This is a genomic window from Leuconostoc falkenbergense, assembly GCF_014634805.1.
In the GTDB taxonomy this organism is placed as follows: domain Bacteria; phylum Bacillota; class Bacilli; order Lactobacillales; family Lactobacillaceae; genus Leuconostoc; species Leuconostoc falkenbergense.
On sequence record NZ_BMBS01000046.1, the window covers coordinates 1 to 13,672 of the forward strand.

At 36.5% G+C, this 13,672-nt stretch carries 12 protein-coding genes and 1 pseudogene; 2 read left to right on the forward strand and 11 right to left on the reverse strand.

The genetic code is table 11. The annotated features are described in order from the left end of the window. From IEU71_RS08705 to IEU71_RS08750, 11 genes are all read right to left on the reverse strand, one after another. Positions 1–1,195: KxYKxGKxW signal peptide domain-containing protein (locus IEU71_RS08705; protein WP_188349642.1), on the reverse strand; the 1,195-nt coding region annotated here is incomplete at its 3' end. A gap of 47 nt (positions 1,196–1,242) precedes the next feature. Beyond that, positions 1,243–1,455, reverse strand: a complete 213-nt coding sequence (locus IEU71_RS10290; RefSeq protein WP_036058481.1) for a hypothetical protein — start codon at positions 1,453–1,455, stop codon at positions 1,243–1,245. Between the two features lie 65 nt (positions 1,456–1,520). Beyond that, complete coding sequence (locus tag IEU71_RS08710) at positions 1,521–2,309, reverse strand: hypothetical protein (RefSeq protein WP_004910594.1); 789 nt, start codon at positions 2,307–2,309, stop codon at positions 1,521–1,523. A gap of 26 nt (positions 2,310–2,335) precedes the next feature. Then, a complete protein-coding gene (locus tag IEU71_RS08715) occupies positions 2,336–2,497 on the reverse strand; it encodes a hypothetical protein (protein ID WP_004910592.1) in 162 nt (53 codons plus the stop codon). A gap of 285 nt (positions 2,498–2,782) precedes the next feature. Then, a complete protein-coding gene (locus IEU71_RS08720) occupies positions 2,783–3,973 on the reverse strand; it encodes a restriction endonuclease subunit S (protein WP_004910590.1) in 1,191 nt (396 codons plus the stop codon). Further along, positions 3,966–5,561, reverse strand: coding sequence for a type I restriction-modification system subunit M (locus IEU71_RS08725; protein WP_004910588.1), 1,596 nt, complete (start codon positions 5,559–5,561; stop codon positions 3,966–3,968). Before IEU71_RS08725 ends, IEU71_RS08720 begins: the two co-directional genes overlap by 8 nt. Continuing rightward, positions 5,561–8,635 carry a type I restriction endonuclease subunit R gene (locus IEU71_RS08730; protein ID WP_004910587.1) on the reverse strand — a complete coding sequence of 1,025 codons (3,075 nt, stop codon included), beginning with the start codon at positions 8,633–8,635 and terminating at the stop codon, positions 5,561–5,563. Before IEU71_RS08730 ends, IEU71_RS08725 begins: the two co-directional genes overlap by 1 nt. A 311-nt stretch (positions 8,636–8,946) precedes the next feature. Continuing rightward, positions 8,947–9,807, reverse strand: a complete 861-nt coding sequence (locus IEU71_RS08735) for a CPBP family intramembrane glutamic endopeptidase (protein WP_233539826.1) — start codon at positions 9,805–9,807, stop codon at positions 8,947–8,949. 37 nt (positions 9,808–9,844) lie between these two features. Further along, positions 9,845–10,366 carry a 2'-5' RNA ligase family protein gene (locus tag IEU71_RS08740; RefSeq protein ID WP_004910582.1) on the reverse strand — a complete coding sequence of 174 codons (522 nt, stop codon included), beginning with the start codon at positions 10,364–10,366 and terminating at the stop codon, positions 9,845–9,847. A 37-nt stretch (positions 10,367–10,403) separates the two neighbouring features. Further along, on the reverse strand, positions 10,404–10,898 hold the full coding sequence (locus IEU71_RS08745) for an NUDIX domain-containing protein (protein ID WP_004910580.1): 495 nt from the start codon (positions 10,896–10,898) through the stop codon (positions 10,404–10,406). Between the two features lie 121 nt (positions 10,899–11,019). Beyond that, positions 11,020–11,424, reverse strand: a complete 405-nt coding sequence (locus IEU71_RS08750; RefSeq protein ID WP_308738284.1) for a thiaminase II/PqqC family protein — start codon at positions 11,422–11,424, stop codon at positions 11,020–11,022. A gap of 48 nt (positions 11,425–11,472) precedes the next feature. On the opposite strand from IEU71_RS08750, the pseudogene IEU71_RS08755 reads away from it, so the two are divergent. Both IEU71_RS08755 and IEU71_RS10215 read left to right on the forward strand, forming a co-directional pair. After that, positions 11,473–12,543: pseudogene (locus tag IEU71_RS08755) on the forward strand (IS3-like element IS1163 family transposase). A 216-nt stretch (positions 12,544–12,759) separates the two neighbouring features. Next, the gene (locus IEU71_RS10215; RefSeq protein WP_004902735.1) at positions 12,760–12,867 is read left to right on the forward strand and encodes a putative holin-like toxin; all 108 of its coding nucleotides are present in this window, start codon (positions 12,760–12,762) and stop codon (positions 12,865–12,867) included. The last annotated feature ends 805 nt before the right edge of the window (positions 12,868–13,672 follow it).

Below are 13,672 nucleotides of genomic sequence, written 5' to 3' on the forward strand. Positions count from 1 at the left end.
GATAATAGTTCGTATAAGTGTACGAATACAGCTCAATTGATGAAACTGTGATTGTTTCTGAACCGTCACCATTGGCAACAACTTTCCAATTGACCTTACCCTTTAGAACGCCATGACCAATAATATTGACACCGTCATTCATATCATGTTCAAGCGTGAATTCCCCTGTCTTTTGATTAACAGTAGAAGTCATAAAGGTTTTGTATTGACCACTTGAAGCATCAGTTTGTGTCTGAGCACTCATACTAATTTCGGTATTAACAGCCTTTTCAAACCCTGCCACTGCCTTATCATAGGCTGCTTTTTTATCAGCGTTTGCCTTATCAACGGCTGCCTTTTTGGCTTGATAATCAGCGACTTGCTTTTGATATTCAGCCGTCAACTTAGCCAAAGTTTGTGCGTCTTGATTTTGTGTTGCGACACCGTCCGCAATCGCCTTATTGTACAAATCAATGTTATAAGCCATTGCATCTAATAAATCTTGATCCTCTATCCCTTTCAATGACTTGTATTCTGGGGCAGTCTGTGAAACTTCAACACTGACATCAATACCTGCCTGCTTAGCATCATCAACTGTCTTGTCTAAATCAGACGTTGATTTATCTAAATCGGCTTGACCTTGCTTAGTCGCATCTGTTTGTTCAGTAGTTGCCGTTTGATAGGCTTGATCGTTTGCTTGTTGTTTTGCCGTGGCATCTTTAACAGCTTGGTCTTGCTTATTCAAATCAGACAAAACTTCATTTGTCTTTGATGAAGCGTTGTCATCATTGATTGTGACATCAGTTGTCTTACCAGTGGTCACATCAACGCCAGCTTTTGAAGCGGTGTCTGCATCACTCTTAACGGTGTCTTGTGCCTTATCGGCTGCACCTTTTGCTTGGTCTTGTGTCACATTTGAACCAGCCGTTGTTGGCACTGTGCTTTTTTCAGCAGTTGATGAAACAGTTGCAGTTTTAGTGGCATCATCAGTTGTCGCCTTGTCCGTAGCCGTATCAGTTGATGAAGCAGTTAATTGAACTTGCTTGTCATTTTGCGTGGCATCAGTCGTTTGAACAGCTTGTGCATCAGCGTTTGAAACAGTATCAGCACTGACATGTGTTACATTAGAACTCACAGCAACACCAGCTACTGCAACCGCCCCAACAACCCAGAGCTTACCAGATTTGTATAATTTATACGTTTTTGAATTTTGCATAATTTTTAAATAAAAAAGGCTACTAATTTAGTAACCTACCCTTTCTCTCAAATATTCTTTTGTATTTGATTGATTAAATGTAAACCTCTAAAGGTTCGTTGAACGATAATAAATAAAAAAGTCAAAACACTGGCAACTATCATAGCGACATGTAGTGATTGACCCAAACTCATAAAAAGTAAAAATATAGGGAACATAGACCCAACATAGACGAGCCAAACCCCAAACATAAAGCTAAAATAAATCATTTTCTGTGCCATTGCAACAACTAAAAAAGACCAATTGTTAAATCAGCCTTTAACCTTTCTACTATATTATTGAGCTATTAACCTTTTGCTTTGTCGGCTTGATTAGTCGTTGCCTTGCTTTGATTTTGTGCTGGCTTTTCAGTTACCTTTTCTTCCAAAGGTACAAGCGTATCAGCGTAAATCGTCCAGTTGGTTGTTTCGTTACCAACAAAAGCTAACTTCAAACCTTGTGGCACATACTTACCATAGGCTTTCAAATTAGGGCGTAAACGCTCAAATTCATTTTTTGACAAAATAATACGGATAAGATGACCAATTTCATCATCACCTTTTTTTGTTTGAGTGAAATCAAGACTGTAACCTGTGGTAGTTGTTTCGCCAGTGTCAGGATCACGATCCAACTGACCACGATAGTCACGCTTCAAAATAGCTTCAGTATCAAACAATTCTAAATCATGACTATCAAAGGCATCAGCGGAACGTACACGACCAACTGGCTTATTATCCTTACCAGTCACAAAGACCATATCATACTCATCTTCACTAAATTCATCAGTGGCGGGATCAGTTAATGGTAACAAAGAACCTTGAATACCTTGCACAATAGCTGACCGACCATTACTACGAGCTTCGGTTGCCAATAGCTTACCATTCACTAATTTAAGTGGTGTCTTCGACTTCATACCAAAATCAAAACCAGCCTGTGGCTCAATGTTGAGTGTGTCAAGACTCCCATTGATATTGACAACGGCCGTATCTGTATCACTCCTCTTACCAACACTCTTGCGAGTTGAATAAGTTAAGTTTCCTAAAGTCTTACCAGAAAGCGCTAGGCTCTCAAAATTGTTAATTGTTGCTTTAACCATGTTTCTAAATTCTCCTGTATTTTAAATTAAAGTTTTGCATCTACCGACACTGTAATGTCGTACTTATCACGCAAAGGTTGTAAATCTTCAATTAGTTGTGCATATTGTACTCGTGATAGCTTGTTTGACCAACTACCTTGCACAGCTAAGGATATTTTCTTATCCTCTGCTTTTTCTTTTTCACTCATAATATCGCTTAAACGTCCTTTCTAACTGATGATATTCAGTACGCATATACTCACTAGGCGCTTTGTAGTTTTCTTCTGTGAGCAAACCCATAAGACCTTGTCGCTCATTAAACCATTTAATAAGCGTTATGTCGGTAGATAACAAATTTTCATCATCTATGCTAAACCTGTGTTTATATTTAGCATTTATGTTTAAATTATTCATTGACTACCAACTTCCATAAAAAAAAGCCCAAACTAATTTGTCTGAACTTAATATAATATTCAATTATTTATTGTCTCTCCTCATGAGACAAACATTTTTTGTAAGAAACCTTTTTTCTGTTCTTTGAGCAAATCTAACTTGCGTTGATGAAGAGCGATAGTATCATCCAGCTGCTTGAAGAATGAACCGATTTTGTTTTGTTCCTCAATTGCAGGGACACTTATTATAGCTTCTTTAATATCAGTAGAATTAATACTTTCAAATGTTGATCCAGTGCTATATCTAGTCCAATACCCGTCGGACTTCATTTTACCAAGATTTTGAAATATAAATTCATTACCTTTTATGGCAGCAACACCTCGACCAATAACCACGTCATAAGCTGTTTTACCAATATCTCCAACCGGTGCTCGGACACTTAGAATGAGATCATCTTTTTCAGCTTGTTTAGTAACTTGAGTTGTCCATACTCTCGGGAAAACACGACCATTTTTCATGTCAGCATTACCTTGCACAAGAATATAATCATTAGGATCATCAGTATAATTTTCTGAATTAGGAGACTGTCCCATCACTATTCGAACTTCGTCTCCCAACTTACGCTCTTCCCAATCGTCAGCAAATCCCGAAAATCGCAATTCAGGAACCCTTGAGCCATTTTTTGGAAACATTTTTTGCAAGAAACCTTTTTTCTGTTCCTTGAGTAAATCTAACTTACGTTGATGAAGAGCGATAGTATCATCGAGTTGTTTGAAGAATGACCCAATTTTTTGTTGTTCTTCAACTTTTATCGGAACAAAAGTTTCTTTATCCAATAAGTCTGCTTTGGTAATTCCTTTTATAGATGTACCTTGGACATTATTCAGTTCTCTTTGCAACATTTTATAAATTGAGTACATTCCAAAATTACAATCAACCTGAAGATTTGATAATGATAAAAAATCTTGACTTGAAGCAAATTCATAAGGCATAAAGGCTAATTTACCAACGCCTACTCTAGTAACTATCGCTATTGAATTCGCAGGTATAAGTTTAGTAGCTGAATTTTTAACAGCATCTTCAGTAATAAATTTTTTAGGTAATACACCATATAATTTATCATTAGCAAGGTCGCTACTTTGAATCCAAGGTATTTCCCCATTCCAAAATTCTGTTACTGATGTCTTCGGAGTTCCTCCACCAATAGTATCTTGAGATAAATCTCCCAACTTATGCTCTTCCCAATCGTCTGTGAAACCCTTAAACCTAATTTGAGGTGTCTTCTTACTCATGATCTCCACCTGCCAAAATACGCTTAGTTGATTCAATGATTAACTGACTTTCCTTATTCACTGCTAGTGCGTTCATCATTGCTAACAAGTCTGATTGCTTTTCTGACAACTCATGATCGATTTTTGAAATTTCATCACTGACTTGTATCAAATCCACAGGTGCTTCATCTTCAAATGTATCGACATATCGTGGAATGTTTAAGTTGAAATCATTTTCCTTAATTTCATCATAACTTGCAACATGTGAATACTTTTCAGTATCAGTCCGTTCTTTATACGCCGAAACTATCTTTTGAATATGTTTAGGTGACAGAACATTTTGTGTCTTTTGCTTATCAAAATCTTGTGAAGCATCAATGAACAAAACATCACGACTTGAGCGATTCTTTTTTAAAATAATGACCGTTGTTGGTATACTTGTGCCATAAAAGATGTTAGCTGGTAAACCAATCACTGCATCAATAGCGCCCATCTCAAGTAATGTTTGACGAATAGTGCCTTCTGCTGCACCACGGAACAATACACCGTGTGGCAAAACAATTCCCATTGTGCCACTATCTTTCAAATGATAGAAACCATGCAGTAAGAAAGCGAAGTCAGCTTTCGACTTAGGTGCCAGTTTACCAAAACGTTCAAAACGTTGGTCTGATAAAAAATTATCAGCTGCTGACCATTTTGCCGAATAAGGTGGATTCATCACAACGGCGTCAAATTGATGTGGCTCTTCTGTTGGCCAATCCGCATCTAATGTATCACCATTATTTAGATTCATACGATCTTGATCAACACCATGTAAAATCAGGTTCATGCGCGCTAAGTTATATGTTGTAGTATTCAGTTCTTGACCATGATAATGAACTTGCTTAGGGTTAGACAAATATCGGCGAATATTTAACATCAAAGACCCTGATCCCATTGTCGGATCATAAATATGAAATGGCGCACGGTCTTCTTGGCCAATTGCGGCAATTTCTGAAATGATGCGAGATACTGCTTGTGGCGTGTAAAATTCTCCCGCTTTCTTACCAGCCCCCGCCGCAAATTGACCAATCAAATATTCATAGGCATCACCAATCACATCACCGTCATGCTCAAATAAATCAATTTCATCCAAAGCACGCAATACTTCAGTGATGGTCACATTACGTTGTTGCGCATTCGATCCCAACTTGGTTGAATTTAAATCAATATCTGCGAACAAACCTTTGAACTGGTCACCTTGTCGCTCTAATTCATTGAAGCCAGCCTGCAAGTCCGTTAAATTAAATTCATAACGATCTGCTTGCTGACGATAGGTGTAGAATAATTGACCTGGTTTGATGAAATAGCCTTTTTGCAGTTGAATAATTTCGGTTAATTCTTCTGAATCGTCTTCAAACCAATCCATCAATGTTTGATATTGAATGCTACGTGTTGGAAAATCAGTCGTTTGACCATTTTCTTGTTCGTAAACTTCTCGTAATTCTGAATCAGACAGATATTTATAGAAAACTAATCCTAATAGATAATTTTTGTATTCACTCGCATCCATCTTACCGCGTAAAATATCTGCAGCTGCCCATAGTTGTTGTTCTAAACCTGTTGCCATTATAATTCTTCTTTCCACTTTTGAATCAGATCAAAATGTTCACGTAAACGTTGTTCGATAATCTTGGTACGCTTACGGTATTTTTCACCAGTTTGAGACTCAAAGTCCGCTTTCGATAAAGTCATTGTATCTAATATATCAGATAAATAAGGAATTACTTGTTTATCACTGCTATATTCGTTGACTGCCGATTGCAAAAATTCAAGAGACAACCCAAATTCATTTGCTTGAGTTTCAGTTAATTCTGATATACGTGCCTGAATGGCGGCTTCTTTTAAGGCAACCACATCAACCTGCTTATCATTTTCAAGAACCTTTGTTTTTAAATCGTGATACAAAGGTTGAACTAAGGGGTCTTTTGCGGAAATTTCTTTATCAAACTTTGCTAGTGCCCCTGCTTCTCTATCTTGAATCGCTTTGAGTAACTGATTAATATAAAAACTATCAACGTTTTCTTTATGAGTTGCATTTTGTGTTGATGAAAATACAATATCAGCTAATAATTGATCGATATCTAATTGCTCATTGTCGTCGTCATCAATCTTCTGATTAATCTCAGCCTTTAGATTTTCTGCTTTGCCTTGGAAGGTTGGCAATTGATTGATAATCGGTGCCAAATCATCGGCTTCATTTTCATAATCATCATAGCTCTTCAATGCCTTATAGGAATTTTCCAACTTTTGATAGGCTTTAACTTGCTCAATCATACTTGGTAAATGCCCGGGATTTTCTTCTAAAGTAACTTCTGCTTGGAAGTACTGATTAACTAAATCATCAAACTCGCTTCTTACTTCGCTATATTCTTTGGGAACTAATGCCTCAAAGTTTTGATTTTCATTAGAAAACAATCTAAAAGTGTCTTGAACGTTCTCTTTCATCGTTTCTGGCTTACGGAAAGTCACAATCATACCTGCATCTTTACCAGAGTAAATACGATTGGTTCTAGAAAATGCCTGTAATAATTTTTGATACTTCATTTCACGATCAACATATAATGTTTGAATTGTTGGTGAATCAAAGCCAGTCAATAAGCGATCAACAACAATGACTAAATCTAACCACTGACCATCGGATTGATATTGTTTTTCTTTTCGTGCTAAACGTTTATTGATGTTTTGGTTATATCGTTTTTCGTCTGTATAAGCTGGTGTGTCATATTGTTCTGAATACTCAGCCATAATTCGAAGTAAGTCATCATCTGTGTGATTTTTTTCTTGTTGATCAGGATTTGTCGAAAAAGTAATTGCGACTCGAGGAAAATCATGATCTACGAGTTGATGACGTTCATCAAATTGACGTCCCGTTATCAATGTCCCCTCTTGCTTCATTTTTTGCAGCATAGCATAAATTCTTTTAGCTTGAGCAATAGAATGAGTTGTTAAGATGCCAGACATCGTTGGATAACCATTTTGCACCTTAAACTTTTTAATCAGACTGCGCCGATCAAATATTTTGAGCAACATGGCACGAATGTGTTCATCTGTCTCGTATATTTCATTTGGCAATAGGCGCTCTTGTTCAACCAACGCATCAGGAACATCGTCATGATTGACTCGTGCAACGATTTGCTCCTGATCACCTTCAGGTAATAATGAATGATACTCCACTTGAAATCCTAGTACCGCTTGATCATCCATGGCGTTTTTTGTTGTATAAGCGTGTAATAAATCACCATATTGCTGCTCGGTAGTTCTGGCATACGTGCCATTTTCTTGCTTTTTGTTTTCCTCAAAAATTGGTGTACCTGTCAAACCAAACCACGTTGAATTTGGTAATATCTTTTTAATGCGACGCATTTCTTCATCACTAACAGCACGATGGGCTTCATCAACTATGAAAACAATATGCTCTTTTCGCAAACGATCAAATTGGTTATGACCATTGGTTTCACTTTCTGCCTGTGCGGAACGCATCGCTGCTGAAAGCTTTTGAATGGTTGTAATCATAATCGTGTTGTTATTCTTTTTGGACAACAACTGTTGAGCTAACTGATGTTGATTTTTAATCCCAACAATTAAAGTATTATTGATGGTGTTCCCCGTTGTTTGACCAGTATGATATTCTGAAGCAAACTTGGTAAATTCATCTTGCGTTTGTGAATCTAAATCATTACGATCAACCACCATTATTGTGCGGTCAACGCCAATTGCGTTCTGTGCTAACAACTTTGTTGCCACAAAACTGGTAATGGTTTTACCAGAACCAGTCGCATGCCAAATGAAGCCACCTTCATGCAGCGCGGCTTGTTTTCTAATTTTACGAATGGCATGAATTTGATATGGTCGAAGAACCATCAAAAACTTTTGGTTTTTCTGATCATCAACCAAAATCGTATATTGACTAATTAATTCATGGGCATCAGGTATTCTCAAAACAATACGAGCAAAATCAAACAAATCAGGAACCGGTACGTTTTCTTCTGTACGCCAATTGAACAAAAACTTAGCCATTCGCTGATAAGCGGCATCAGTATCTTCACTGGGACGAGCAAAATATCGTGTATCAACCTTGTTCGAAACAACGAAGAGTTGCGTTGCCGCATAAATACCGTTAAAGAAACCATCTTGAGCATACCGCTGAATCTGATGATAAGCTTGCATGTAACCATCTTTTGCAGATTCTTTTTTTAGTTCAATATGAATAATGGGTAAACCATTAATTAACAGTGTCACATCACCTCTAGTGCTGCGTTCAGTATCTGGCACAATCTGGTTAACAACCTCATACGCTGAGGTGCCACCGGCAATATCTTTATTGCGAAATACCTCAAGACTAATCCGCTCACCTGTTTCTCGTTCTAACAGTATTTGAGCAACACCATTTTCACCTCGCAACCATTGTGAAGCTAAAAAAGGTGAACTGGTTAAACGCAAAAATTCAACTCTTACACGATCAAACTCGACATCAGTTAGGAGGTCACCTTCTAACAAAGCAGTATTCAAACGATTAAGATGGTTTCTAAAATTATCCCAAAGATCAGCTTCTGTTTTTAGTTCTGGTCTATATCGCCATTGATTCTCTTGCTCGCTTAAAATATGAATAAATTGATTTTCAATTGTTGATTCTGATGGCATGGTTGAAGGATCCTTAATTTAATATTGCATAACTTTTAATCATCAAAAAATGCTAATAATCTTATTCTTCTATTATGCCACGAAAAGTCAATCAAAATATGCTTTTCCCTAGTAAAAGTAGCAACTTTATCCCTCATTGAATTTATTCATAATCCTGTAATTGAATAATCTGGTGTTAACTTATTGCTTTTTAAAAGCGCTCTACTTTGATAATTTGAAATAAAAAAACAAAAACAGATTTTTCCATTTTTGCTCTAGTCATTATAATTTTAACAATATTGATATTTAGGCCACATGTTTAAAAGTTAATGTCACTTGTTGCCATTTTCAGAGTACATAAGCCTAGCTAATCTCCAACCGCCAGAATGTTTTGCTTTTAAAATCATTATTCCTATAAGTAAAAAAATTAAAAATTGTAAAATAACGGCGGAAATCGTACTTGGATCAAACTGTTGTGTTTTATAGGAGACTTGCATGCCATTCATAATAGTCAGAAAAAAATCAAAAAAGAAATGAGCAATCATAGGAATTAGTAAGCTACCAGTCTTAACATAAAGACACCCCAACATGAACCCAATCCCTGCCACACCAAACATTTGAAGTATGGTTGCCTCAATATTTTGGTTTGAAATATTACCAAAATGGTAAACAAAGAATAATACTGTTGAGATGACTAGACTGATAATCACGCCGTACTTACTTGATTTAAATATTTTCAACAAATATCCTAAAAAAATTCCTCTAAAAATGAATTCTTCTGGAAAGGCAGCAGCCGTTCCGATAAATAAAGCTTCCCAGAAACGTTCTGGATTAAAAATACTCAATAATATTGAACTGATCAATAAAATAATGAGCCATCTCACCGTTCGTCTTGAAAATATAATTTTGAAATACTTAGGAACAGGTAAAAGAAAACCTAGTATTGCAGCTAGGAATAATTCAAACACTTTAAATGCCGCATTGTTTAACATGACACCTAGTCTTAAATCACCTGTGGGAACATTGTTTACTAGTCCTACGACAAAATCTCCGCCATAATATTCAATAACGTTAAATATTGCTCCTATCCTAGTATTTGATACTAAATATAATAGCATACGGTTTTTTAAACATTTTTGAAAAACATCTATATTATAACTAGTTTTTTGTGCACAACGCACAAAAAAAGCCAATCACTTTAATTGACTGTTTGTAAAATCCTAAAAACATTCACACCAATTCAAATGAAGCCAAAATTTCAGAGTCATCATTAGCAAGAATATTTTCAATAGCAACACATTCGATTTTAGCTGTTATATGCCATTGTGATTTATTTAGTGTCTTAACGAGTTGACGCGCTTCACTGGGTTGTAAGGATGGTCCTATTGTAACGTGTGGTTGATACGGTATATCACGACGGTAAAAAGGCTCAAAATTATCCAGTTCATAAACCTTGTCGTGTATCATTTTGATTATGTCTGCGCCTTGCGCAACGGATAACCAGACGTAGCCGTTATCCGTGTCACCTCCAACACGATTCAGTGTTAGAGTGAACGACTCAAGACGTTTCACAACAGATTGCACCGCATCACAAATACTCGTATCCGAGGCATTACTTTTGAAAGGAAACACAAGCGATACATGAGGTCGAATATGTGTATATAAGCTATCATGTTTTTGTCGAATCGACTGAATGGTTGCTTGATCAACTGAATTAAAGTCTGGAAAAATCAAAACGGACCGATTTTTCATCGCCACTCCTTTTATTATTGCATATCAAATAAACAGATTAATCACCATTTTCGCGTAACCATGGTCGATCACTAACTTCATTTTCAGTGATAATCCGATGCAGGGTTTGTTGCGCTTGAGGCACAAACATTTTTGGTTCCGGATGAATGGGTACAAATTGCAAATCCAATGTCTCTGTGCCATCTTTTTGCAAAAATCCACCAATCTGTTCAACTTCAAAACCAATACCAATCGTTTCTTGTGCATCACCCCAAGAATTTTTGTCCGTCACATTTGTGGCGATACCCAAGACTCTGGTTACGCTAACGTCAATATTCGTTTCTTCTTTAAATTCACGTACAACCGCTTGCATTGGAGAATCGCCATATTCAAGATATCCACCAGGAAATCCCCAGCCAGCATCTGAATCCCAACGTTTTTCCAACAAAATAGCATCGTGTGCGTCATTCCATAAAACCCCAAACGCAGAAACAAAAATCATGCCCTCATGACCAACTTTCTCCCGCATTCGCGCAATATAATTCTTATTCATGATGTAACCCCTTAATCAAAATTTTGTGCAACAAATCACTTTTCATTATAGCACTACGACGTATTAATTATGAAAATAATGATATTCGGTGATCACAAAAAAATCTGGGTCAAATTTCGCTTTATTTGGATTGCGCAGTAGTGAAGCTGTCCCATTTTTCTGGCAATAATGTCATTTGCCAGAAACGTAATTCTTCTGCACTACTATACATAAATTGTTGCAACAACAAATCCATATCAAGTTCATCTTGATGTTTAGTCACTAAGTCATCTAATAATTGAATCATCTCATGACCGTAAGCTTGAAATGTCTCATCAGCGTACGAATTAACAAAATCAATATAAATTTGTTGTGTGCCTTTTAAGTATTCTTTTCTTGCTAACATTTCTTGGAAAATCTCTAGATATAACCATGGGCATGGTAGTAACGCTGCTAATGCATGCACTTCCCCATAACTATCAAAGGCATGGTGCATGTGGCAAGTATAGTGATAAGTTGCTCCTATCCTAGTATTTGGTACATAAATTTCTGAACAGTTGTGCCATAATTAATAAAACAAGATAGGAGCATTCTAATGAAACGATATCAAGATGATTTTAAAGCGAGCATTGTGAAGATGCATCGTGAAGAGAAAAGATCTATTCGCTCGCTTTCCGAGGAATACGGTGTTTCTCCAGCCGCAATTCATAACTGGGTTAAAGGCGCTAAATCAGTTGAGCTAGAAGACGGTACTGAAGTAACGTCCAAAGAATTCAAACAACTTCAAAAGGAAAATCAGCGATTAAAAGAGGAACTTGAAATTTTAAAAGCTGCGGCAGTGTTACTGGGAAAGCATTAGGACGAATTAATTGCCTTGTCTTCATATGAAAATCAGTTATTGCGACACCGCTTATCAATTATTCTTTCGGCACTGAAATTACCGCGCAGCACCTATTACCATTGGAAAAGATATCAACCTAGTCAACACGAACGTGTTGATAATCAGCTCAAAGAAAAAATTAAATTGATTTGGGAAAATAATTATCGTGCCTATGGTTATCCACGAATAACGATGGTGCTTCGCAAGTCAGGCATCTGTGTTGGGTCAAAACGAATTTTACGATTAATGAGGGAAATGGAGATTCACTCTTTAATGAATCGGCGACTTAAAAAACCTGGCACTCATGTGGATCATTCACAACGCCCCAATTTAATCAAGCACCAGCCCAATGCAAGGATATGGCGTGCTGACATTACTTATTTGGAATTACGTCCAGGAACCTGGGTTTATCTCAGTTCTATTTACGAACCAAAGGTTCATCAAGTCCTTGCTTTCAAGATTGGTCGTCAGATGGAGGCGACGTTAGTTGTAGAAACGATTAATCAGGCGCTTGAATGTCATCAAAAGCCACATTATTTTCACTCTGACATGGGTTCACAGTACACCAGCAACGAAGTTGAAACTTTACTTGAACGGCATCAGATTAGCCACTCATACTCAAAACAAGGTTATCCTTATGATAATGGGCCAATTGAAGCTTTTCACTCATTGTTGAAGAAAGAGTTTGCCTTTCAAACAACTTTTTCCAATTTTGAGGACTTGGTAATCCGAACCTCAAATTACATCAGTTGGTTTAATTCCGACAGAATTAGAACGAGTGTTTAGAAAAAGATGTGCCATTTATTGACATAGGAGCAAATTGCCTAACTTATAAAGAAAAAAGCGAAGTAAGTTTTGTTCACAATTGTTACCCGATTTTTAGTGGTTTTACATATGTTATACTAGATGAAGCAAACAAGTTAAGACGGTGGCTATCCCGAACGGAGGTGGTGCTTATGGTGTAATCACTATAAACCCAGATTCTAGGAAAGGAAATGCCTGATGTCCCTTTCGGACACACTGCAAACGTTACTAGCTTTTGGTATCTTTATCATCAGTTTACTAACGTTTGTAGTTCTACTAATAGAAAAAATTAGCAGAAAAAAATAACCGTCGAACTTTGGAGAGTCACGGTTATTTCCAATAACTAAAACTTAGCCACCGCCGAAAACGGGTTTGCTAGGAGCCATAGTTTGTGCTGTGGCTCTTTTTCATACACTCATTATAACATATATTTTCTAAAACAACATTTTTGAATTTTATTCAGTTTTATATGTCTTATAGACATGTTTTAAATCAATGCAACGATGTTTTTACTGACAATAAAAACAGTTCTGCTAAACTGTGGCTCACAGGGATAAACACTGCGGATACTTTATTAAGGTATCTCTCTAAACAGCATGATAGCTATATTCTTAATTGCCAATCAAGAAAAGCATAGACTCTTTAGAGCTACATAACGAAAGCCAATAAGCACAAATTCTGATGCTCATGTTTAGACAAACTCTCTCTTTACTTCCGAACCAAAATATTAAGATATTTTAGCCATGACACAAATTCAAACAATATACGGTATAATATAACTTGCTAGGTTTATATTGATTGCGTATAAATTGATTGCCTTTGTGCAATTTCATTTTATTCATCAGTCAATGTACGAAAACCAATTTTACTTTCATTTCTTTAATGTTTGTGAAATTGGTTTTTTTGTGCATTTTTCTTACCTTAATACTTTCTTAATATTTAAAAGGAATAAGATTTAAAAAAAGCACTTCGATTGTTACAAACGTGTTTCAACGTCTGTTCCAATCTCTATGCTTTTAAGTATACATTCTTCGGTCAATGGATTTTCTCTATCAGTAACGGTTTGTTAAAGTGTCTGTTACATTCTGTAATTTGTAATGATTTTGAAATG

Excerpts from the sequence above, each read along its gene's own strand:
- IEU71_RS10290 (WP_036058481.1), bottom strand. The coding sequence starts at position 1,455 with ATGGCACAGAAAATGATTTATTTTAGCTTTATGTTTGGGGTTTGGCTC.
- IEU71_RS08710 (WP_004910594.1), bottom strand. The coding sequence starts at position 2,309 with ATGGTTAAAGCAACAATTAACAATTTTGAGAGCCTAGCGCTTTCTGGT.
- IEU71_RS08715 (WP_004910592.1), bottom strand. The coding sequence starts at position 2,497 with ATGAGTGAAAAAGAAAAAGCAGAGGATAAGAAAATATCCTTAGCTGTG.
- IEU71_RS08720 (WP_004910590.1), bottom strand. The coding sequence starts at position 3,973 with ATGAGTAAGAAGACACCTCAAATTAGGTTTAAGGGTTTCACAGACGAT.
- IEU71_RS08725 (WP_004910588.1), bottom strand. The coding sequence starts at position 5,561 with ATGGCAACAGGTTTAGAACAACAACTATGGGCAGCTGCAGATATTTTA.
- IEU71_RS08730 (WP_004910587.1), bottom strand. The coding sequence starts at position 8,635 with ATGCCATCAGAATCAACAATTGAAAATCAATTTATTCATATTTTAAGC.
- IEU71_RS08740 (WP_004910582.1), bottom strand. The coding sequence starts at position 10,366 with ATGAAAAATCGGTCCGTTTTGATTTTTCCAGACTTTAATTCAGTTGAT.
- IEU71_RS08745 (WP_004910580.1), bottom strand. The coding sequence starts at position 10,898 with ATGAATAAGAATTATATTGCGCGAATGCGGGAGAAAGTTGGTCATGAG.
- IEU71_RS10215 (WP_004902735.1), top strand. The coding sequence starts at position 12,760 with ATGTCCCTTTCGGACACACTGCAAACGTTACTAGCTTTTGGTATCTTT.